21 protein-coding genes are annotated in these 21,239 nt (G+C 54.9%); 13 read left to right on the top strand and 8 right to left on the bottom strand.

Annotated features, from left to right (window positions below):
• Window positions 1-170 precede the first annotated feature (170 nt).
• Both B3511_RS01605 and metB read right to left on the bottom strand, forming a co-directional pair.
• Window positions 171-2,603, bottom strand: a complete 2,433-nt coding sequence (locus B3511_RS01605; RefSeq protein ID WP_046886218.1) for a bifunctional aspartate kinase/homoserine dehydrogenase II — start codon at window positions 2,601-2,603, stop codon at window positions 171-173.
• Between the two features lie 2 nt (window positions 2,604-2,605).
• Complete coding sequence (metB, locus tag B3511_RS01610) at window positions 2,606-3,766, bottom strand: cystathionine gamma-synthase (RefSeq protein WP_040078034.1); 1,161 nt, start codon at window positions 3,764-3,766, stop codon at window positions 2,606-2,608.
• A 277-nt stretch (window positions 3,767-4,043) separates the two neighbouring features.
• On the opposite strand from metB, the gene metJ reads away from it, so the two are divergent.
• Complete coding sequence (gene metJ / locus B3511_RS01615) at window positions 4,044-4,361, top strand: met regulon transcriptional regulator MetJ (RefSeq protein WP_007369220.1); 318 nt, start codon at window positions 4,044-4,046, stop codon at window positions 4,359-4,361.
• Between the two features lie 69 nt (window positions 4,362-4,430).
• Here the strand turns inward: metJ and B3511_RS01620 are convergent, their stop codons facing one another.
• A complete protein-coding gene (locus B3511_RS01620; protein WP_046886217.1) occupies window positions 4,431-5,111 on the bottom strand; it encodes an oligogalacturonate-specific porin KdgM family protein in 681 nt (226 codons plus the stop codon).
• 332 nt (window positions 5,112-5,443) lie between these two features.
• Window positions 5,444-5,656, bottom strand: a complete 213-nt coding sequence (rpmE, locus tag B3511_RS01625; protein WP_040078031.1) for a 50S ribosomal protein L31 — start codon at window positions 5,654-5,656, stop codon at window positions 5,444-5,446.
• 201 nt (window positions 5,657-5,857) lie between these two features.
• Here rpmE and priA point away from each other — a divergent pair, with 201 nt between their 5' ends.
• The 7 genes from priA to rraA all read left to right on the top strand — a co-directional run bounded on the left by priA (window position 5,858) and on the right by rraA (window position 13,831).
• Entirely contained in the window at window positions 5,858-8,053 is a 2,196-nt protein-coding gene (priA, locus tag B3511_RS01630; RefSeq protein ID WP_286772209.1) for a primosomal protein N', read from the top strand.
• A 136-nt stretch (window positions 8,054-8,189) separates the two neighbouring features.
• Window positions 8,190-9,215, top strand: a complete 1,026-nt coding sequence (gene cytR / locus B3511_RS01635; protein ID WP_286772210.1) for a DNA-binding transcriptional regulator CytR — start codon at window positions 8,190-8,192, stop codon at window positions 9,213-9,215.
• 82 nt (window positions 9,216-9,297) lie between these two features.
• A complete protein-coding gene (ftsN, locus tag B3511_RS01640; RefSeq protein WP_286772211.1) occupies window positions 9,298-10,296 on the top strand; it encodes a cell division protein FtsN in 999 nt (332 codons plus the stop codon).
• Between the two features lie 94 nt (window positions 10,297-10,390).
• Complete coding sequence (gene hslV / locus B3511_RS01645) at window positions 10,391-10,921, top strand: ATP-dependent protease subunit HslV (protein ID WP_003862036.1); 531 nt, start codon at window positions 10,391-10,393, stop codon at window positions 10,919-10,921.
• A 9-nt stretch (window positions 10,922-10,930) separates the two neighbouring features.
• Window positions 10,931-12,262 carry an HslU--HslV peptidase ATPase subunit gene (gene hslU / locus B3511_RS01650; protein WP_040078025.1) on the top strand — a complete coding sequence of 444 codons (1,332 nt, stop codon included), beginning with the start codon at window positions 10,931-10,933 and terminating at the stop codon, window positions 12,260-12,262.
• A 64-nt stretch (window positions 12,263-12,326) separates the two neighbouring features.
• Window positions 12,327-13,253, top strand: a complete 927-nt coding sequence (gene menA / locus B3511_RS01655; protein WP_207293890.1) for a 1,4-dihydroxy-2-naphthoate polyprenyltransferase — start codon at window positions 12,327-12,329, stop codon at window positions 13,251-13,253.
• A 92-nt stretch (window positions 13,254-13,345) separates the two neighbouring features.
• Window positions 13,346-13,831, top strand: a complete 486-nt coding sequence (gene rraA, locus B3511_RS01660; RefSeq protein ID WP_046886212.1) for a ribonuclease E activity regulator RraA — start codon at window positions 13,346-13,348, stop codon at window positions 13,829-13,831.
• Between the two features lie 38 nt (window positions 13,832-13,869).
• On the opposite strand, the gene B3511_RS01665 is transcribed toward rraA, so the two are convergent.
• From B3511_RS01665 to zapB, 3 genes are all read right to left on the bottom strand, one after another.
• On the bottom strand, window positions 13,870-14,256 hold the full coding sequence (locus B3511_RS01665; protein ID WP_286772221.1) for a hypothetical protein: 387 nt from the start codon (window positions 14,254-14,256) through the stop codon (window positions 13,870-13,872).
• Complete coding sequence (locus B3511_RS01670) at window positions 14,253-14,921, bottom strand: hypothetical protein (protein ID WP_286772222.1); 669 nt, start codon at window positions 14,919-14,921, stop codon at window positions 14,253-14,255. The genes B3511_RS01665 and B3511_RS01670 overlap by 4 nt, the downstream gene beginning before the upstream one ends.
• Before the next feature lie 93 nt (window positions 14,922-15,014).
• A complete protein-coding gene (zapB, locus tag B3511_RS01675) occupies window positions 15,015-15,254 on the bottom strand; it encodes a septal ring assembly protein ZapB (RefSeq protein WP_040078018.1) in 240 nt (79 codons plus the stop codon).
• Window positions 15,255-15,654: 400 nt separating this feature from the next.
• On the opposite strand from zapB, the gene B3511_RS01680 reads away from it, so the two are divergent.
• The 4 genes from B3511_RS01680 to fpr all read left to right on the top strand — a co-directional run bounded on the left by B3511_RS01680 (window position 15,655) and on the right by fpr (window position 20,006).
• Window positions 15,655-16,500: an MIP/aquaporin family protein gene (locus B3511_RS01680; RefSeq protein WP_040078017.1), complete on the top strand. Its 846-nt coding sequence runs from the start codon at window positions 15,655-15,657 to the stop codon at window positions 16,498-16,500.
• A gap of 21 nt (window positions 16,501-16,521) precedes the next feature.
• Window positions 16,522-18,030, top strand: coding sequence for a glycerol kinase GlpK (gene glpK / locus B3511_RS01685; RefSeq protein WP_040078016.1), 1,509 nt, complete (start codon window positions 16,522-16,524; stop codon window positions 18,028-18,030).
• Between the two features lie 123 nt (window positions 18,031-18,153).
• Window positions 18,154-19,164: a class II fructose-bisphosphatase gene (glpX, locus tag B3511_RS01690; RefSeq protein ID WP_212478592.1), complete on the top strand. Its 1,011-nt coding sequence runs from the start codon at window positions 18,154-18,156 to the stop codon at window positions 19,162-19,164.
• 95 nt (window positions 19,165-19,259) lie between these two features.
• Window positions 19,260-20,006, top strand: coding sequence for a ferredoxin--NADP(+) reductase (gene fpr, locus B3511_RS01695; protein ID WP_040078014.1), 747 nt, complete (start codon window positions 19,260-19,262; stop codon window positions 20,004-20,006).
• Here the strand turns inward: fpr and B3511_RS01700 are convergent, their stop codons facing one another.
• Window positions 20,007-20,426 carry a DUF805 domain-containing protein gene (locus tag B3511_RS01700; protein WP_040078013.1) on the bottom strand — a complete coding sequence of 140 codons (420 nt, stop codon included), beginning with the start codon at window positions 20,424-20,426 and terminating at the stop codon, window positions 20,007-20,009.
• Between the two features lie 113 nt (window positions 20,427-20,539).
• Here B3511_RS01700 and B3511_RS01705 point away from each other — a divergent pair, with 113 nt between their 5' ends.
• Window positions 20,540-21,136: a DUF1454 family protein gene (locus B3511_RS01705; protein WP_207292636.1), complete on the top strand. Its 597-nt coding sequence runs from the start codon at window positions 20,540-20,542 to the stop codon at window positions 21,134-21,136.
• Window positions 21,137-21,239 lie beyond the last annotated feature (103 nt).

The following is a 21,239-nucleotide window of genomic DNA, read 5'->3' on the forward strand; positions in this document are numbered from 1 at the left end:
GGAGTGGCGTCAACAGAAATAATCATCATTGACGGTGAGGAATACTCAGGGGAGATGAAGGGAGTTCATGGTGGGGTTTGGGTGCGGTCTGTCCGCCCTCACCCCGGCCCTCTCCCTCAGGGAGAGGGAGAAGACGGCTCCCTCCCCGGGCGGGGAGAGAACCAGCAAGACTACAGCAGCTGCGCCAGACGGTTGATATCTGACTGAATGGCACCAGCGGTGACATCGCGCCCCGCGCCAGGCCCACGGATCACCAGTGGGTTATCGCGATACCAGCGGCTTTCAATGGCAAAGACGTTATCACATGGCAGCAGCGCCGCCAGCGGATGCTCCGGACGCACGGCTTCTACCCCGACGCGGGCTTTACCGTTGGCATCGAAGCGCGCCACGTAGCGCAGCACCAGCCCCATCTCACGCGCGGCTTCCAGACGTTGCACCATTTGCGCGTTCAGCTCGTCACCGTTCTCGAAGAAGTGATCGACAGAGCCCTCCTCGCATCCTGCAGGCACAAGCGACTCGACGCGTACGGCGCTGGGTTCGATATCGTAGCCCGCTTCGCGCGCCACAATGACCAGTTTACGCATCACGTCTTTCCCGGAGAGATCGACGCGCGGATCCGGTTCGGTCAACCCCTGCTGCCATGCCTGATCCACCAGGTCCGTAAAGGGCACGGTACCGTCAAACTGCAGGAACAGCCAGGAGAGCGTGCCGGAGAAGATGCCGCTGACAGCCAGGATGCTGTCGCCGCTTTCAATCAAATCACGCACCGTGTGGTTCACCGGCAAACCGGCCCCCACGGTGGCGTTATAAAGCCAGTGGCGACCCGTTTTTTCAAACGCATCGTGGATTTGGCGATATTTATCGGTATTGCTCGCCCCGGCCAGTTTGTTCGCGCTAATCACGTGGAAACCGTGGCTGGCAAAATCCAGGTACTGATCGGCCAACTGCTCACTGGCGGTGACGTCCAGCACCACTAAATCGTCATACGGATGCGCTCGCATCCACAGGAAGAGCGACTCTTCATCCTGCTCGACCGCTTCGTCGTTAAAGAACGCGAGCGCCCGGCTGGCATCCAGCCCTTCGTAGTTCAGTAAACTACGGCGGCTGTCCACCACCCCCGCCAGCACAAATTCGAAGCCGGTACGCGCCGACAGAGTCGTCTGCTCGCGAGCAAACAGCTCAAGCCAGCGAGAACCGATGTTACCTTTGCCGAACAGTACCAGGCCGATACGCTTTTCCGCGCGGAACAGCGAGGTGTGTAGCCCCTGAATCAGACTTTCGGTCGGCCCTTTACGCAGCACGGCAACCAGGCTGATGCCCTCTTCCGACTGCCAGGTGAACTCCACCGGCTGACCTTTCAGTTGCTGCCAGAAACGGTGGCAGTGCAGCGGGTTGCGGGTGACGCCCGCACCGACCATCGCTACCAGCGCCAGCCCCTGACGCAGACGAAGTTCGCCCGGCAGGCCTGCTTCATCCAGAATTTTTAAGGCGCTGTCCGCCACTTCTGCGGTATAGCAGAACTGCAGCAGCTGACGGTCGTTATGCACGCCAACGGCCAGCGGACGCACCTGAGCACGCTTCAGAACCAGATCGATATCTTTATGCGCCAGCTTAAAGTCCTGTCCCGCCGGCACCTGGAACTCAATCAGGCAGATATCATCATGGCTGGTCACAATACGTGCGCCGGTACCGGAGGCCAGCACGCGTTCGATGCGGGTAGAGCCCTGATCCGGGGTGTAGCTGCAACGGAGTTGTAGATCGATATCGCTGCCGGAAACCGGCTGCAGGGTGCGCGCATGCAGAACCGGTGCGGCCAGACGCGCCAGCTCGCTGGCTTCGTCCAGACGCAGAAGCGGCAGCAGACAGGCATCTTTAACTTTACGCGGGTCGGCACTGTACACGCCGGCGACGTCGCTCCAGATGGTGACGCGGTTAACCCCCGCCAGCGCACCGATTTGGGTTGCCGAATAGTCAGAGCCGTTACGCCCCAGCAGCACGGTTTCGCCCGCGTTGCTGCGGCTGATAAAACCGGTCACGACGATGCGTTTACCCGGATGCTGTACCAGCAACTGTTGCAGCAGCGGATAGGACAAGCCTTCATCCACCTGCGGCTGCGCAGCGCGTTCGGCGCGCAGGAAGTCACGCGCATCAAGCCAGGCGGCTTCAAGACCTTGTTGTTCCAGAACGGCGGCCATCAGCCGCGCAGACCAGACCTCGCCGTGGCCAACCACTTCAGCGTAAACCGCATCGGTCACGCCGCTATCCAGCAAGCCGGCCAGACGTTCAAGATCGTGAATGAAGGTACTGATCAGGCCATCCGCCACCTCAGCAGGCAGCAAACCGGCGATCAGTTCGCTCTGGTAACGGCGTAATGACTGTTGTACCTGATGCGCAGAGAGACGATCGGTCTGGCTTAATTTCAGCCAGCTAATCAACTGGTTGGTGGTGCTGCCCGCCGCAGAGACAACCATCATGTCCCCCGGCATCGAATATTCCGCCATGATCCCCGCGACCCGCAGGTAACATTTCACATCAGCAAGACTACTACCACCAAACTTGTGCAGTTGACGACCCTTCGCCCCTGCCTGCGCTATCACACTCATGATTACCCCTTGGCTGCGACCCGGAAGCCATTTTCCAGATCGGCAATTAAATCTTCACAATCTTCAATACCGGTTGAGATGCGTAGTAGCGTCTCAGCGATCCCGGCGGCGGCACGCGCTTCTGGCGCCATGCCAGCGTGGGTCATTGTTGCGGCGTGGGAGATTAAGCTTTCAACGCCCCCTAATGATTCCGCCAGCGTAAACAGTGACAACCCGCTCAGGAAGCGACGCAGCGTCTGCTCGTCGCCATCCAGTTCAAAACTTAACATCGCACCAAAGCCCTTTTGTTGACGGGCCGCAATCTCGTGTCCCTGATTTTCCGGCAGCGACGGGTGATAGAGCTTTTTCACCAGCGGCTGGGTCTTCAGGAAATCGACAATCGCCTGGGCATTACGCTGCGCCACTTCCATACGCGGCGACAGGGTGCGCAGTCCACGCAGCAGCAGGTAGCTGTCAAACGCACTGCCGGTGACGCCGATGTTATTCGCCCACCATGCCAGTTCGGTGACAAGCTCAGGATCCTTTGCAATCACTACCCCGGCGACCACGTCAGAGTGGCCGTTCAGGTATTTAGTACATGAATGCAATACCAGGTCCGCACCCAGCGCTAACGGATTCTGCAGCGCAGGACTGAGGAAGGTATTATCCACTACAGTTATCGCTCCCGCATCCCTTGAGAGCTGACAAATTTGTGCAATATCGACGACGCGCAACAGCGGATTGCTTGGACTTTCCACTAAAACCAGCTTTGGCTTCTCTGCCAGCGCCTGTTTTAGCGCCTGCTCATCCCCCTGATCGACAAACAAGACGCGGTAGCAACCCCGTTTTGCCAGGCTGTCAAACAGACGGTAACTGCCGCCGTAGCAGTCGTGCGGGGCCACCAGCAGATCGCCAGGTTTCAGGAACACCGTGGTGACAAGATGAATAGCCGACATGCCAGTATTGGTCAGTACCGCGCCGGCGCCGCCTTCCAGTTCTGCCAGCGCACGCTGGGTGACATCACGCGTAGGATTGCCACGACGCGAGTAGTCATGCGCGCGCGGTTCATTAAATCCGGTGAAGTTATAGGTACTGGAGAGATGAATCGGCGGGACGACGCAGCCATACTGCTCGTCGTCATTCAATCCGCTACGCACTGCAATGGTGGCCTGTTTACGCGTCATGGTGAAGGCTTCCTGGCTTAATGGATGAAAAGTCAGGCATCAGAGTAAACATTGATTATATGGACGTCAATACATCTGGACATCTAAACTTCTTTGCGTATAGATTGAGCAATACGCAAATAGCCGTTAAAATTATATGCTTTAGCGCATAACGCAGAGGCAATATCCGTGTCACAGCGGCGTCTCTACGGTAAACTACGCGGGATTATGGCCCCGGCCCCGGCAGTCGCTGCGGCGTTGGCCTCATATTAATGACTTAGAGGATTAAAGGTATCTCATGGCTGAATGGAGCGGCGAATATATCAGCCCATACGCTGAGCACGGTAAGAAGAGTGAACAAGTAAAAAAAATTACGGTTTCCATTCCTCTGAAGGTGTTGAAGATCCTCACCGATGAACGTACGCGTCGTCAGGTGAATAACCTGCGTCACGCCACTAACAGTGAACTGCTGTGCGAAGCGTTCCTGCATGCGTTTACCGGTCAGCCCTTGCCTAACGATGAAGATCTGCGCAAAGAGCGCAGTGATGAAATTCCGGAAGAGGCGAAGGTGATCATGCGTGAACTGGGCATCGACCCGGATACGTGGGAATACTAAGGCAGCCAGGCTGAATCAGCCCTGACGATAAAATGCGATCCCGCTGAGCCGACTCAGCGGGATGGCTTCTTAGAAGTTGTAGCCTAAGCCCATACGAAAACGGGTTTGACGATCGTCGGTTGTCGCCGTGTTGTATCCGGACGCGACATTGCCCACCTCTGCAAAGGGCACCCAGGAATCTATTTTATAGGCCACGCGGAAGTTATATTCGTAATCCTCTTTTTTATTATTATATAGATTTTCATTATCTGCGAACTTATAGAGTCCGTTAAGTTCGAGCATGACATTATCGATATTATAACCCAGCCAAATTTCTGGGCGATAAACCATACGGTCATCTCGCCCCTGCGCATTACGCCGCGTATATTCCGTACGGTAGCGAAATGCTGTCCACCAGTTCTCATTTATAGCGTACTGTACGCGTAAATAGGGCTTATAAATTGCCATATCTTCGCCCATCTCCACGGCAATGCCCGGTTGCCAGAGTAAACCTTGCCAGCCAAACTGATAACTCGCCGTATATTCACTGCTATTACTTTCCATATTATTGAGCGCGTCGTTTGACTGCTTATTATCAGAACGCGCGACACCTTCGACCGCCACGCCAAAGCCCGTTCCAAAGCGATTTGACATGTACACGCGGTCGTAGTTACGTCCATCATCATAATACTCGTGTCGGTAATCTACATACCCTGCCTGCGCCGCGCACGATAGAAATGGAAGCAGTAATAAAAGTGGCTTCATTTTCATAACAATTCCCTCGAAGTCTATATTCAATCCTGAATGCCATCGCTAAGAAATGGCAAAATAAAAACAAGACACGAGCGAAGTGTAGAATTACCCGAAGCGGGAAACCTTTTATATTTGGACACCCAGAATAAATGCGTGGCAGAGAGATCAAGAAAACAGAGATGAATATCACCCTCTTTTAAAGAATAAGCCAGCCAAATATTTGAATGGGAAATATAAAAAGAGAGTAATGGAAAATAATGATTTTTAATTTAAATAAAAAGAAGTTAATTATTCAGGCAGTATATTGCAGGCATAAAAAAAACCGCCCGTAGGCGGTTTCTTCTGGAAGCTTATTTCGCGCCCGGGATGCTGAAACGCTTGTTGAAGCGGTCAACACGGCCACCGGTTGCAACATCACGCTGCTTACCAGTGTAGAACGGGTGGCATTTACCGCACACGTCCAGGTTCAGATCGTGGCCCACGGTGGAGCGGATCTGGATAGCGTTACCGCAAGAGCAGTTTGCAGTAATCATTTCGTATTTCGGGTGAATATCTTTTTTCATGGGAGAACCTCAGTAAAGGCCGCGTCGCTCTTCCAGCCCTAACGCCAGACACCACGCGATGTTGAATGTAAGTTCTTTGGCGTAAAGTACACCAAAGGCGGCGAATCATACAGAATTTAACCAGGCGATGCAAACTGATCCGCACGCCGCCTTTCACTAATGTGTATACTAACGCGCCACTTTTCAAGTCAGGAAGATTCGATGCCCGTTGCTCACGTTGCCCTGCCCGTTCCGCTTCCCCGCACCTTTGATTACCTGCTGCCCGACGGCATGGTTGCTCAGGCTGGCTGCCGCGTGAACGTGCCGTTCGGTAAGCAGCAGCGGGTAGGGATTGTGGTCTCAGTCAGTGAGCAAAGTGAGCTGCCGAGAAGCGAACTGAAAAGCGTGGTCGAGGTGCTGGACGACGAACCCGTCTTCTCCGCCAGCGTATGGCGGTTACTGCTCTGGGCCGCTGATTATTACCACCATCCGCTGGGGGACGTGCTCTTCCATGCGCTACCGATCCTGCTACGACAGGGAAAAAATGCCCGCCATGCCCCTCAGTGGTACTGGTTTGCCACCGAGCAGGGTCAGGCGGTGGATATCAACAGCCTGAAGCGCTCGCCAAAACAGCAGCAGGCGTTGGCAGCACTGCGTCAGGGGCGTATCTGGCGCCATCAGGTAGAAGATCTGGAATTTAATGACGCCGCACTGCAAGCGCTGCGTAAAAAAGGGCTGTGTGAACTGGCAAGTGAAGCCCCGGCCATTCAGGACTGGCGTAACGGCTTTTCCGTGGCGGGTGATCGACTGCGGCTTAATACCGAGCAGGCGACGGCGGTAGGCGCTATTCATAGCGCATCGGATCGCTTCTCCTCATGGCTGCTGGCAGGCGTAACGGGCTCAGGTAAAACAGAAGTTTATCTTAGCGTACTGGAGAACGTCCTTGCTCAGGGCAAGCAGGCGCTGGTGATGGTGCCGGAGATCGGCCTGACGCCGCAAACCATCGCCCGCTTTCGCGAGCGTTTTAATGCGCCGGTTGAAGTGTTGCACTCCGGCCTGAACGACAGCGAGCGTCTCAGTGCCTGGCTGAAGGCGAAAAATGGTGAAGCGGCGATTGTTATTGGTACTCGCTCTTCTCTGTTTACCCCTTTTAAGAATCTGGGCGTTATTGTTATCGATGAAGAGCACGACAGCTCTTATAAACAGCAAGAGGGCTGGCGTTATCACGCCCGCGACCTGGCGGTGTACCGTGCCCATAGTGAGCAGATCCCGATTATTCTTGGCTCCGCCACGCCCGCGCTGGAAACCCTGCATAACGTGCGCCAGCGTAAGTACCATATGCTGCGCCTGACCCGACGCGCGGGGAATGCCCGACCGGCGACGCAGCATGTGCTCGATTTAAAAGGTCAGCAGGTGCAGGCGGGATTAGCACCAGCGCTGATCGCGCGTATGCGTCAACATCTGCAGGCGGATAACCAGGTCATTCTGTTTCTCAACCGTCGCGGTTTTGCGCCGGCACTGCTGTGCCATGATTGCGGCTGGATCGCCGAGTGCCCGCGCTGCGACCACTACTATACTCTGCACCAGGCGCAGCATCATTTGCGCTGCCACCACTGCGATAGCCAGCGGCCAATACCACGCCAGTGCCCCTCTTGCGGCTCCACACATATGGTGCCGGTAGGGTTAGGCACCGAGCAGCTTGAGCAGGCGCTCAGCCCCTTTTTCCCGAATGTACCTATCTCACGCATTGACCGGGACACCACCAGCCGTAAGGGTGCGCTGGAGCAGCACCTGGCCGAAGTACATCGCGGCGGTGCCCGCATTTTGATCGGCACCCAGATGCTGGCGAAGGGGCACCACTTCCCGGACGTGACGCTGGTTGCGCTGCTGGACGTGGATGGCGCCCTCTTCTCGGCGGATTTCCGCTCTGCGGAGCGCTTCGCCCAGCTGTACACCCAGGTGGCGGGACGTGCAGGACGTGCGGGTAAACAGGGCGAAGTGGTGCTGCAAACTCACCATCCCGAGCATCCGCTGCTGCAGACCTTGCTGCAAAAGGGCTACGACGCCTTTGCCGAGCAGGCGCTGGCAGAGCGGCAATCGCTGCAGTTACCGCCATGGACCAGCCATGTCATTATCCGGGCAGAAGATCATAATAATCAGCAGGCTCCCCTGTTCCTGCAGCAGCTACGGAATCTGTTGCAAGCCAGCCCGCTGGTAGACAATCAGCTCTGGATCCTCGGGCCGGTACCCGCCCTGGCGCCAAAACGCGGCGGACGCTATCGCTGGCAGATTTTGCTTCAGCACCCCTCTCGTATTCGCTTACAGCACATCGTCAGCGGAACCTTAGCGCTCATCAATACCTTACCTGAAGCGCGCAAAGTGAAGTGGATGCTGGACGTCGATCCCATCGAAAGCTGAACCGCAATGAGAGGGGGATCGTAAAATTCAATGTGCATCACACTTTTTATGAAAATTCTGTAACCGATTCCATAAACTATCTGATAAAAAATGGGGTAATTCAGTAGATCGGTGATGCGCCTGTGAGGAGAAGACGTTGAAGTCCAGGAAAGAGGTTGCTCCGGCGACCATGAAAGATGTTGCCCTGAAGGCGAAAGTCTCGACGGCAACCGTATCCCGCGCATTAATGAACCCCGATAAAGTCTCTCAATCTACGCGTAATCGCGTAGAACAGGCGGCTCTCGAGGTAGGTTATCTGCCTCAGGCAATGGGACGTAACGTCAAACGTAACGAATCCCGCACCATTCTGGTCATCGTGCCGGATATCTGCGATCCCTTCTTTAGCGAAATCATTCGCGGTATTGAAGTCACCGCTGCGGCGAAAGGCTATCTGGTGCTGATTGGCGATTGTGCTCATCAAAATCAGCAGGAAAAGACCTTTATCGATTTGATCATTACCAAGCAGATCGACGGCATGTTACTGCTCGGCTCACGCTTGCCTTTCGATGCCAGCATCGAAGAGCAACGCAATCTGCCGCCGATGGTCATGGCTAATGAATTTGCGCCTGAACTGGAGCTGCCGACGGTTCACATTGATAACCTCACCGCCGCCTTTAATGCCGTGAATTATCTGCAAGAGCTGGGGCATAAACGCATTGGCTGCATCGCCGGGCCAGAAGAGATGCCGCTGTGTCACTACCGCCTGCAGGGATACGTCCAGGCGCTGCGCCGTGCGGGCGCAACGGTGGATCCCCACTACATCGCCCGCGGCGATTTTACCTTTGCCGCTGGCGGGCTGGCGTTAGAGACGCTGCTGGCGCTGCCGGAACCGCCAACTGCGGTCTTCTGCCATAGCGATGTGATGGCGCTGGGGGTGCTATCCTGTGCCAAACGCCAGGGTCTGCGGGTGCCTCAGGATCTCTCCATCATCGGTTTTGATAACATCTCCTTGTCTGAGTTTTGCGATCCGCCGCTCTCAACCGTGGCCCAACCTCGCTTTGAGATTGGCCGTGAAGCGATGCTTCTGCTGCTCGATCAGCTGAACGGCCAGACGGTCAGCAGTGGATCGCGTTTACTGGATTGCGAATTGATCGTTCGCGGTTCTACGCGGGCGCTGACGTAAATCAGACTCCCTTATCTGGTCAAAGGCCCGTCGCTTAAGTAACATGACGGGCTGACAAACGAATAAATACAGCGAAACGATAGTGGCACAACGAGATTATGTACGTCGCGGCCAGCCGGCACCTTCGCGACGCAAAAAGAGTAGCCCAAAGAAACAGCAACGGAACCTGCCTGCTGTCTCGCCTGCGATGATCGCAATTGCCGCGGCTGCCGTGGTGGCTTTTATTGGCGGCCTGTACTTTATTACGCATCATAAAAAAGAAGAGACTGAGGCGCTTCAGGGCAGCAAAGTCGCCGGAAACGGCCTGCCGCCAAAACCTGAAGAGCGCTGGCGTTATATCAAAGAGCTGGAAAGTCGCCAGCCAGGCGTGCGTGCGCCAACCGAACCCTCCGCCGGAGGGGAGGTGAAGAACGCCGATCAGCTCACGAACGAACAGCGTCAGCTATTGGCTCAGATGCAGGCCGACATGCGCCAGCAGCCAACGCAGCTGAACGAAGTCCCGTGGAATGAACAAACGCCCGCGCAGCGTCAGCAAACGTTGCAGCGTCAGCGTCAGGCTCAGGTCCAGCAGCAACAACAGCAGCAGTGGTCGCAAACCCAGCCGGTACAGCAGCCTCGCACGCAGCCGCGCGTGACGGAACAGCCTTATCAGCAGCCGCAGCAGCAAACGCGCACGGTACAGACGCAACCTGCCCAGCAGCCAAAAGCGCAGCCGCAAAAGCAAGCGGCCCAGCCGTATCAGGATTTGCTGCAAACACCGGCGCATACCACCGCACAGCAGCCGAAAACGCAGCAGGCCGCACCGGTTACCAAAGAGACCGAGGCGCCGAAGCAAACGGCTGAGAAAAAAGATGAACGTCGCTGGATGGTACAGTGTGGTTCGTTTAAAGGGGCAGAGCAGGCGGAAACCGTGCGTGCCCAGCTGGCGTTTGAAGGATTTGATTCACGCATCACCACCAATAACGGCTGGAATCGCGTGGTAATCGGCCCGGTGAAAGGCAAAGAAAATGCCGATGGCACCATTTCCCGTCTGAAAGTCGCGGGCCACACAAACTGTATCCGACTCGCATCCGGGGGTTGAAACCCCCAAAATCTCCCCCATCTATCATTCTATTCAGCCCTGAGCACTGGCTCAGGGCATCTGTTTCCCGAATTTGTAACCAGGGGGTCTGCTCGTGACAACAATAGTAAGTGTACGCCGTAACGGCCAGGTGGTGATTGCCGGTGATGGCCAGGCCACGCTGGGTAATACCGTCATGAAGGGCAACGTGAAAAAAGTTCGCCGTCTGTATAACGACAAAGTGATCGCCGGTTTTGCGGGCGGTACTGCGGATGCCTTCACGCTGTTCGAGCTGTTCGAACGTAAACTGGAAATGCACCAGGGTCATCTGGTGAAAGCCGCCGTTGAGCTGGCGAAAGACTGGCGTACCGATCGTATGCTGCGCAAGCTTGAAGCGCTGCTGGCAGTGGCGGATGAAAACGCGTCGCTGATCATCACCGGTAACGGTGACGTCGTGCAGCCAGAAAATGATCTGATTGCTATCGGCTCTGGCGGTCCGTATGCCCAGGCCGCAGCCCGCGCACTGTTGGAAAACACCGACATGAACGCGCGCGATATCGCTGTGAAGGCGTTGGATATTGCAGGTGATATCTGCATTTATACCAACCACAACCACACCATTGAAGAATTACCGTCTAAAGCGTAAGGATCGCCCATGTCTGAAATGACCCCACGCGAAATTGTCAGCGAACTGAACAAACACATTATTGGCCAGGACAACGCTAAGCGCTCCGTGGCGATTGCCCTGCGTAACCGCTGGCGCCGTATGCAGCTTGACGAAGATCTGCGCCACGAAGTGACCCCAAAAAACATTCTGATGATCGGCCCGACCGGTGTCGGTAAAACCGAAATCGCTCGTCGTCTGGCAAAGTTGGCCAATGCGCCGTTTATCAAAGTCGAAGCGACCAAGTTCACCGAGGTGGGCTACGTAGGTAAAGAAGTGGATTCCATCATCCGCGATCTGACCGACTCTGCGATTAAAATGGTGCGCGTGCAGTCCATCGAGAAAAACCGTTATCGCGCCGAAGAGATGGCCGAAGAGCGTGTTCTCGACGTCCTGATCCCACCGGCGAAGAACAACTGGGGCCAGGCAGAACAGCCTCAGGAGCCCTCTGCAGCACGCCAGGCATTCCGTAAAAAACTGCGCGAAGGCCAGCTGGATGACAAAGAGATTGAAATCGATCTCGCTGCGGCACCGATGGGCGTTGAAATCATGTCTCCACCAGGCATGGAAGAGATGACCAGCCAGCTGCAGTCTATGTTCCAGAACCTGGGCGGCCAGAAACAAAAACCGCGTAAGCTGAAAATCAAAGATGCGATGAAGCTGCTGATTGAAGAAGAAGCGGCAAAACTGGTTAACCCGGAAGAGCTGAAGCAGGACGCGATCGACGCCGTTGAACAGCACGGTATCGTGTTTATCGATGAGATCGATAAAATCTGTAAGCGCGGCGAATCCTCCGGCCCGGATGTTTCTCGCGAAGGCGTACAGCGTGACCTGCTGCCGTTGGTTGAAGGCTGCACCGTCTCCACCAAGCACGGCATGGTGAAAACCGACCATATTCTGTTTATCGCCTCCGGCGCATTCCAGGTAGCGAAGCCCTCTGATCTGATCCCGGAACTGCAGGGTCGTCTGCCAATCCGTGTAGAACTGCAGGCGCTGACCACAGAGGACTTCGAGCGCATCCTGACCGAACCTAACGCCTCTGTAACCGTACAGTACAAGGCGCTGATGGCGACCGAAGGGGTGAATATCGAATTCACCGAAGACGGTATCAAACGTATCGCTCAGGCCGCATGGCAGGTGAACGAAACCACCGAGAACATCGGTGCACGTCGTCTGCATACCGTGCTGGAGCGTCTGATGGAAGATATCTCTTACGATGCCAGCGATCTCAATGGTCAGAGTATTACCATTGATGCCGACTATGTGAGTAAGCACCTTGATGCTTTAGTAGCAGATGAAGATCTGAGCCGTTTTATCCTATAATCGCGTTCATTGCATTTTCATCACAAACGATGGGGCTGAAAAGCCCCATTTTTATTGGCACATAATAACGATGACTGAAATCAGCCGTACGCAAGCCTGGCTAGAAAGCCTGCGCCCAAAGACTCTCCCCCTCGCCTTTGCTGCCATTGTGGTAGGCACGGCCCTCGCGTGGTGGCAGGGTCATTTTGATCCTCTTGTTGCCTTGCTGGCGTTGATTACCGCTGGCTTACTGCAAATTCTCTCTAACCTCGCCAACGACTATGGCGATGCCGTAAAAGGCAGCGACAAACCCGATCGTATCGGACCTTTGCGCGGCATGCAGAAAGGGGTCATTACTCAGGAACAGATGAAGCGAGCCCTGATTATCACCGTGGTGCTGATTTGTCTGTCCGGGCTGGCGCTGGTTTCGGTTGCATCAAAAACCTTTAGCGATTTTATCGGCTTTCTGGTGTTAGGTTTGCTCGCCATTATCGCGGCCATTACCTACACGGTCGGCACCCGACCTTATGGCTACATTGGTCTGGGCGATATTTCAGTGCTGGTCTTTTTCGGCTGGCTGAGCGTAATGGGCAGCTGGTATCTGCAGGCTCATACGCTGATTCCTGCGCTGTTCCTGCCGGCGACCGCCTGCGGCCTGCTGGCGACGGCAGTGCTGAATATTAATAACCTGCGTGATATCGACAGCGACCGCGTGAACGGCAAAAACACCCTGGCGGTGCGTTTAGGCCCGGTGAATGCCCGTCGCTACCACGCCTGCCTGCTGATCGGCGCGCTGGGTTGCCTGGCGTTATTCAACCTGATTTCGCTGCAGAGCGTGTGGGGCTGGCTGTTTATTCTGGCGGCGCCGCTGCTGATTAAACAGGCGCGTTATGTCATGCGCGAACAACGTGCAGAGGCCATGCCCCCGATGCTCGAACGTACCGTAAAAGGGGCGTTGCTGACTAACCTGTTGTTCGTTATCGGTATTGTGCTCAGTCAGACGCTGAGTTAACTGACAAATATCAATTAACAATTGATGATTTTGCCAACAATGCCTTTCGCGCGATATACTGAAATCACTCGCAGCAACAGAGCGTTAAGCCTATGAAATACGATACCTCCGAGCTTTGCGACATCTATCAGGAAGATGTCAACGTCGTGGAACCCCTGTTCTCCAATTTTGGTGGACGGTCGTCATTCGGCGGTCAAATCATTACGGTGAAATGTTTCGAGGACAACGGGTTGCTGTATGATCTGCTCGAACAGAACGGCCGTGGCCGCATTCTGCTGGTCGATGGCGGTGGCTCCGTGCGTCGTGCGTTAATCGATGCCGACCTGGCGCGTCTTGCTACGCAGAACGAATGGGAAGGGATTGTGGTCTACGGCTCCGTGCGCCAGGTGGACGATCTGGAAGACCTAGATATCGGCATCCAGGCTATCGCCGCCATTCCGGTGGGGGCAGCGGGTGATGGCATCGGCGAAAGCGATGTACGCGTCAATTTCGGCGGCGTCACCTTCTTCTCTGGCGATCATCTGTATGCCGACAATACCGGGATTATCCTTTCTGAGGATGCCCTGGATATTGAGTAACGAAAAAGGCCATCGGCAAACCGGATGGCCTTTTTCTTTTATTTTTCCTCACCCGATTCATAATGGGTGATACGAATTTCATACGTTCCCTTCCGCTCCTCGACAGCAATCCCCATCTGAACACGACGGTCGGGATAGCTATCAATATAAGCGTTGAGCTTTTCAGCTATCGACTGGATTTTATCCCCTTCAATATCCGTAAACGTAAGCGTACTGATCTGCAAGCCACTTCCCTCATCGGCGTGACGGGTGAAATACCAGTGCGATGCAAGCCTGGGTGCCTGCCTGAGCGGTTCAGGTGTTAATAAATAATATTGAAGAAAATCTCGTTGCGTGTATTCCTCATCCATGAAGGAACGCGTCATTAAAAGACAATAAAGCATCGCCAGCGCAGAGAACGTTAAAATAAGGAAATATTTCTTCATATGCGCAATTCACGAATGATATGGGGATCGGCCACTGGCTCGATCAATGACATAAAAGCCGGCAGGCTCCCAGAGTAGGGTTGGTGTGTACAGCTTGTATCGGCAGGGTCAGGGAAAAGTAAAGGGAGCACGCTTTTATTCTTAAACTGTCCAACTGGACCATAATAATCCCAGATACGCCATGCCTGCTCTTTGGGACAGATATGAAGAAAAGAAGTGTAATCCGTGTAGTCCACTGCCTGGCAAAAGCCGAACAGATTGGAAACTAAATCCTCTGCACTGTATCCGCTGTCGGTTATGACGACATAAGGCCAAAAGGCCTGTAATGACTCAAACTGATGTGAAGTACTCCTAAAGATGGATAACGCGACCCCCTTTAATACCCTGTCACTCAGCCCTCTTCTCACTAAGAAGCCTCGGTATATACCTGTAGTAGACTGAGCCCCCCACCATTTTTTCGACATACTCTGATGGTAGGTCACTTCAAACCATTCATTATCTCCACCGCGCCGCATCGTCATTTGTTGCCATAAACGTTCGGCTCCAGCGGGATTGGCGTGCCCCAAATCGATCCACCCTAAATTTTCCGTATAAATGAGACCGTACTGAGATTCCCGGGTGATATATCTGTCAGTGTTATCAATAATATCGCTTCGTTTCGTCATCTCGCGTTCCGTGTGAGTTGTCGTATCAAGCGAATCTATTTCGATAAAATACAAAAGGCACGCATTTAGCGTGCCTTTTGTACGAATTCGGAATTACACTTCTTCCATACGTCCCAGCAGTGCCTGCAGACGATCCTGCCAGCCACTCTGCTGTTCGCGCAGCTGGTTGTTTTCACGCTCCAGCTCTTCACGACCGTGCTGTGCAGCCTGAACATCCTGCGCCAGCGCGTTGTTTTTTTCTTTCAGCTCTTCAATTTCCATCTGCAGCAGCGTGATGGTGTCAATCGCCTGCTGTACTTTCGATTCCAGTTTCTCAAACACTTCTAAAGACATGATCCTACCTCTCCTGAATTGCAAGGCGACGCTTCAATGTAAACGCGCAAGACATATGTTCCGATTGTATGGAGCGCCGTCGCCCCTGTCCAGCGGCAAGCCGCGTAGATCGCGGTTTGACACACTTTTCGGCCTCGTCCTGGTGCATTCGCGTCACTTACCCCTTAATTGTTAATACTTTAGTTAACAAAATGGTCCGTCTCATACACCAGACTTATCCTTAAATGCGCTTCATGGCGCGAAAACGCTCATTTTATTGACGCAGCACACACATTTTAAGTTCGATATTTCTCGTTTTTGCTCGTTAACGATAAATTAACACTGTGTCTACAGGACATGGTGGTCAGCGCTAAGCTGACCGCGCTAACAATAACCATTAATTATTCTTCAGGATCCGATTATGAGTGAAACATCAACCTTAAAAGGCCAGTGCATTGCCGAGTTCCTTGGTACCGGGTTGTTGATTTTCTTCGGAGTGGGATGCGTCGCTGCACTGAAAGTGGCAGGTGCCAGTTTCGGGCAGTGGGAAATCAGTATTATCTGGGGTCTGGGTGTGGCGATGGCCATTTACCTGACTGCAGGGGTATCTGGTGCACATCTTAATCCGGCGGTGACCATCGCGCTGTGGCTGTTTGCGTGCTTTGATGGACGCAAAGTGGCTCCGTTTATTCTTTCGCAATTTGCCGGCGCGTTTTGCGCAGCGGCATTAGTTTACGGGCTTTATTACAATCTTTTCATCGACTTCGAGCAGACGCACCACATGGTGCGCGGCAGTGCCGAAAGTCTCGATCTGGCGGGAATTTTCTCCACTTATCCGAACCCACACATTAATTTCGTGCAGGCCTTCGCGGTTGAAATGGTGATTACCGCTATTCTGATGGGCGTCATTATGGCGCTGGGTGATGACGGCAACGGCATTCCACGCGGGCCGCTGGCACCGCTGCTGATTGGTTTGTTAATTGCGGTAATTGGTGCCTCAATGGGGCCACTGACCGGCTTCGCCATGAACCCGGCGCGCGATCTGGGACCCAAAACCTTCGCCTTCTTCGCGGGCTGGGGCAGTGTGGCCTTTACCGGTGCTAAAGACATTCCTTACTTCCTGGTGCCGCTGTTCGGCCCTATCGTCGGGGCTTCTCTTGGGGCGTTCGGCTATCGTAAGCTGATTGGCCGCCACCTGCCGTGCGACACCTGCGTAGTTGAGGAGAAAGACACCGCCTCTGCTACTGAATCAAAAGCTTCGCTGTAATCTGACTACGGGACTCTAAACATGACCGACAAAAAATATATCGTTGCGCTCGACCAGGGCACTACCAGCTCCCGCGCTGTCGTAATGGATCATGACGCGAACATCGTCAGTGTTTCACAGCGCGAATTTGAACAAATTTACCCGCGTCCAGGCTGGGTGGAACACGACCCGATGGAGATCTGGGCATCACAAAGCTCTACCCTGGTAGAAGTGCTGGCGAAAGCCGATATCAGTTCCGATGAAATTGCCGCGATCGGCATTACTAACCAGCGCGAAACTGCCATTGTCTGGGAGCGCGAGACCGGTAAGCCGATTTATAACGCCATCGTCTGGCAGTGCCGCCGTACCTCCGAGATCTGCGAAAAACTGAAGCGCGACGGCATGGAAGAGTACATCCGCAGCGCTACCGGCTTGGTGGTTGACCCTTACTTCTCTGGCACCAAGGTGAAGTGGATTCTGGATCACGTAGAAGGCTCACGCGAGCGGGCAAAACGCGGTGAATTGCTGTTCGGCACCGTCGATACCTGGCTTATCTGGAAGATGACCCAGGGGCGCGTTCACGTTACCGACTACACCAACGCCTCGCGTACCATGCTGTTTAACATTCACGATCTGGACTGGGACGATAAGCTCCTGGATGCGCTGGATATCCCGCGCGCCATGCTGCCGCAGGTGCGTAAATCATCAGAAGTGTACGGCCAGACCAATATTGGCGGTAAAGGTGGCACCCGTATTCCTATCGCCGGCATTGCTGGTGACCAACAGGCGGCGCTGTTTGGCCAGCTGTGCGTCAAAGAAGGGATGGCGAAGAACACCTACGGCACCGGCTGCTTTATGCTGATGAACACCGGCGAGAAGGCGGTGAAGTCTGAGCACGGCCTGCTGACCACCATCGCCTGCGGTCCACGCGGCGAAGTGAACTACGCCCTGGAAGGGGCCGTGTTCATGGCAGGGGCATCCATTCAGTGGCTGCGTGACGAAATGAAGCTCATCAGCGATGCCTTCGACTCAGAATATTTCGCCACCAAGGTGAAAGACACCAACGGCGTGTACGTGGTGCCGGCATTTACCGGGCTGGGCGCCCCTTACTGGGATCCGTATGCCCGCGGTGCGATTTTCGGCCTGACGCGTGGCGTGAACTCGAACCACATTATTCGTGCCACGCTGGAGTCCATTGCATACCAGACGCGCGACGTACTGGAAGCGATGCAGGCTGACTCCGGCATTCGTCTGCACGCGCTGCGTGTCGATGGCGGCGCGGTTGCCAACAACTTCCTGATGCAGTTCCAGTCCGATATCCTCGGCACCCGCGTAGAGCGCCCGGAAGTGCGTGAAGTGACCGCGCTGGGTGCGGCGTATCTGGCAGGCCTGGCCGTCGGCTTCTGGCAGAACCTCGATGAGCTGCAAGAAAAAGCGGTAATCGAACGTGAATTCCGCCCGGGTATTGAAACTACCGAGCGTAACTACCGTTACAGCGGCTGGAAAAAAGCGGTGAAACGCGCTCTGGCGTGGGAAGAGCACGACGAGTAATCCTCTATTCCCTCTCCCATCGGGAGAGGGTCAGGGTGAGGGGCGCAGACCGCACCGGTCTCCGCCCCCCTTCCCACTCTGTGATAAACTTCGTGCAATTCCTTTTGATTGTACGAGTCCCTCATGAAACGTGAACTTGCTATCGAGTTTTCCCGCGTCACCGAAGCTGCCGCGCTCGCAGGCTATAAATGGCTGGGCCGTGGCGACAAAAATACCGCCGACGGCGCTGCCGTCCACGCGATGCGCATTGTACTTAACCAGGTCAACATCGACGGCACCATCGTGATTGGCGAAGGCGAAATCGACGAAGCGCCCATGCTCTACATCGGCGAAAAGGTCGGTACCGGCAATGGCGACGCGGTTGATATCGCCGTCGACCCGATTGAAGGCACCCGCATGACCGCCATGGGGCAGGCCAATGCGCTGGCTGTGCTGGCCGTGGGGGATAAGGGCTCGTTTCTCAATGCGCCCGATATGTACATGGAAAAGCTGATTGTGGGTCCTGGAGCAAAAGGCGCCATTGACCTCAATCTGCCGCTGGAAGATAACCTGCGTAACGTCGCCGCCGCGCTGGGTAAATCTCTCAGTGAACTGACCGTCACCATCCTCGCGAAACCGCGTCACGACGCCACCATTAAGCAGCTACAGCAGCTGGGCGTGCGCGTTTTTGCCATTCCGGATGGCGATGTGGCCGCGTCGATCCTTACCTGCATGCCTGATAGCGAAGTGGATGTCATGTACGGTATTGGTGGCGCACCGGAGGGGGTCATCTCTGCAGCCGTCATTCGCGCGCTGGATGGCGATATGCAGGGCCGCCTGCTGGCACGTCATGATGTGAAGGGCGATACTGAAGAGAACCGCCGTATCGGCGAAGAGGAGCTGGCCCGCTGTGCCGCAATGGGCATCCAGGCCAACGCCGTACTGCGGCTGGATGACATGGCACGCAACGACAACGTTATCTTCTCGGCAACCGGCATTACCAAAGGCGATCTGCTGGATGGCATAACGCGCAAAGGCAATATGGCCACAACCGAAACTCTGCTGATCCGCGGTAAATCACGCACCATCCGCCGGATCCAATCTATTCATTACCTCGACCGCAAAGATCCAAACGTCCAGACGCACATTCTGTAAACCGTTTGATCAAACGAGCTTTCCAGCCGCAACAGGCTGGAAATCTCCGCGATGAGGAAGGAAGATAAAGACAGATATTTGCACAGGAGAAGACCATGGCGGAGTGGGTAACAGCGAAAGTCACCAGGAACACGTTCTGGACCGATGCACTATTTAGTCTTACCGTTCATGCCCCTGTTCACCCCTTTAAGGCCGGGCAATTCGCCAAGCTGGGGCTGGAGATCGACGGCGAACGCGTGCAGCGCGCCTATTCTTACGTTAACGCGCCTGACAATCCCGACCTTGAGTTCTATCTCGTCACCGTGCCCGATGGCAAGCTAAGCCCTCGCCTCGCGGCGCTGAAACCGGGCGATGAAGTGCTGATTGTGAGTGAAGCGGCGGGTTTCTTTGTCCTCGAAGAGATCCCGGACTGCGACACGCTATGGATGCTGGCAACCGGCACGGCCATCGGCCCTTATCTCTCTATTTTGCAGTACGGCCAGGATCTGGAGCGCTTCAAAAATATCGTGCTGGTGCATGCCGCTCGCTATGCCGCAGATTTGAGCTATTTACCCCTGATGCAGGAGCTGCAAAAGCGCTACGAAGGGAAGTTAACCATTCAGACCGTCGTCAGCCGCGAAACGGTTGCAGGCTCGCTTACCGGACGCGTACCGGCGTTAATCAAGAGTGGTGAACTGGAGAACGCCGTTGGCCTGCCGATGACGGCGGAAACCAGCCATGTGATGCTGTGCGGCAACCCGCAGATGGTGCGCGACACCCAGCAATTACTGAAAGAGACCCGGCAGATGGCGAAACACCTTCGCCGCCGACCGGGCCATATGACCGCAGAACACTACTGGTAATCAGCGAAACTTCACGTCCTGCGTCTCTTTACCATACTTATTCTCGCTCTGGGTGCCCACAAAGGCGCCCAGGTCGATAATGATCATTACAAAGAGAATGGTCGGTAACAGGCGCCCCACCACCCAGGGTAACATTGACGGCAGCATCGACCAGTTTCCCGCCAACAGCATCCACGCCAGTATCACCAGCAACGCCCATAGCCCAGAGCGACCGCGATCGTGCAGACGTTTTACCACCACCGATGCCGTAGGCCAGAGCAGGCACACCAGCGCAAAGGCCGCAGTCTGGGTCGTCAGCCAGGCGTTATACGCTGCGGCAAATAAGATCAGCATGGCGGCAATCCACGCGCCAATCCAGATCCAGAAATCACGGCGGCCTATCCGCCCTTTGAAGGAGAACAACCACTGCTGTAGGGTCATGTAAGATTCCTGATTATTATCGCGACGCGTAGTTTAACCTGGAGCCGCATCTTTTTGACAAGCCAGGCGGATACCGTTTTAATCGTGTGCAGTAATAATTTGGGGTTTTATCGATGAAGATGTGGTTTCACCTTGTTTGGCTCTCTTTAACGCTGCTTAGCGCGGGCTTCTCCGTACGCGCTGCCCAAACCCCTGCGCCCGCGACTGCACCCTATGTCATGCCTGGGGCGCCCTCTTTTGATCAGTCCATTAGCCAGTTCCGCGAAACCTTTAATAGCAACAATCCTAAGCTGCCGCTCAATGAATTTCGCGCCATCGATGGTGCGCGCGATACGCCCAATCTCACCCGTGCTGCCAGCAAGATAAACGAGAACCTGTACGCTTCCACGGCGCTGGAACGCGGTACGCTGAAAATCAAAAGTATGCAGGTGACCTGGCTTCCCATTCAGGGGCCAGAGCAGAAGGCGGCAAAAGCGAAAGCGCTGGAATACATGAGTGCCATACTGCGGGCCTTTACCCCGGCGCTGACCAAAATTCAGAGTCAGCAAAAATTGCAAAAGCTACTCACCGCCGGCAAGAGTAAACGCTATTACGCCGAGACAGAGGGCGCGGTTCGCTATGTTGTGGCAGATAACGGTGAAAAAGGCCTGACCTTCGCCGTTGAACCGATTAAGCTGGCGTTATCTGAGTCTCTTGGCGGGGCTAATTAATGACGAAAAGCAAAGCCTTTCGGGTGAAAATCTCTATACTGATTCACAGACCATGCTGCCCGGAAGGGTGGCCATATTCCTTAATTCGCTGACTAAGCGTGGA

Origin of the sequence: Leclercia sp. UBA1284, from assembly GCF_002308415.1 — a bacterium.
In the GTDB taxonomy this organism is placed as follows: domain Bacteria; phylum Pseudomonadota; class Gammaproteobacteria; order Enterobacterales; family Enterobacteriaceae; genus Enterobacter; species Enterobacter pneumoniae.

Bases quoted from the DNA above. Each gene is read 5' to 3' on its own strand.
- B3511_RS01605 (WP_046886218.1), bottom strand. From the start codon at position 2,603: ATGAGTGTGATAGCGCAGGCAGGGGCGAAGGGTCGTCAACTGCACAAG.
- metB (WP_040078034.1), bottom strand. From the start codon at position 3,766: ATGACGCGTAAACAGGCCACCATTGCAGTGCGTAGCGGATTGAATGAC.
- metJ (WP_007369220.1), top strand. From the start codon at position 4,044: ATGGCTGAATGGAGCGGCGAATATATCAGCCCATACGCTGAGCACGGT.
- B3511_RS01620 (WP_046886217.1), bottom strand. From the start codon at position 5,111: ATGAAAATGAAGCCACTTTTATTACTGCTTCCATTTCTATCGTGCGCG.
- rpmE (WP_040078031.1), bottom strand. From the start codon at position 5,656: ATGAAAAAAGATATTCACCCGAAATACGAAATGATTACTGCAAACTGC.
- priA (WP_286772209.1), top strand. From the start codon at position 5,858: ATGCCCGTTGCTCACGTTGCCCTGCCCGTTCCGCTTCCCCGCACCTTT.
- hslU (WP_040078025.1), top strand. From the start codon at position 10,931: ATGTCTGAAATGACCCCACGCGAAATTGTCAGCGAACTGAACAAACAC.
- rraA (WP_046886212.1), top strand. From the start codon at position 13,346: ATGAAATACGATACCTCCGAGCTTTGCGACATCTATCAGGAAGATGTC.
- B3511_RS01665 (WP_286772221.1), bottom strand. From the start codon at position 14,256: ATGAAGAAATATTTCCTTATTTTAACGTTCTCTGCGCTGGCGATGCTT.
- B3511_RS01670 (WP_286772222.1), bottom strand. From the start codon at position 14,921: ATGACGAAACGAAGCGATATTATTGATAACACTGACAGATATATCACC.
- zapB (WP_040078018.1), bottom strand. From the start codon at position 15,254: ATGTCTTTAGAAGTGTTTGAGAAACTGGAATCGAAAGTACAGCAGGCG.
- B3511_RS01680 (WP_040078017.1), top strand. From the start codon at position 15,655: ATGAGTGAAACATCAACCTTAAAAGGCCAGTGCATTGCCGAGTTCCTT.
- glpK (WP_040078016.1), top strand. From the start codon at position 16,522: ATGACCGACAAAAAATATATCGTTGCGCTCGACCAGGGCACTACCAGC.
- glpX (WP_212478592.1), top strand. From the start codon at position 18,154: ATGAAACGTGAACTTGCTATCGAGTTTTCCCGCGTCACCGAAGCTGCC.
- fpr (WP_040078014.1), top strand. From the start codon at position 19,260: ATGGCGGAGTGGGTAACAGCGAAAGTCACCAGGAACACGTTCTGGACC.
- B3511_RS01700 (WP_040078013.1), bottom strand. From the start codon at position 20,426: ATGACCCTACAGCAGTGGTTGTTCTCCTTCAAAGGGCGGATAGGCCGC.
- B3511_RS01705 (WP_207292636.1), top strand. From the start codon at position 20,540: ATGAAGATGTGGTTTCACCTTGTTTGGCTCTCTTTAACGCTGCTTAGC.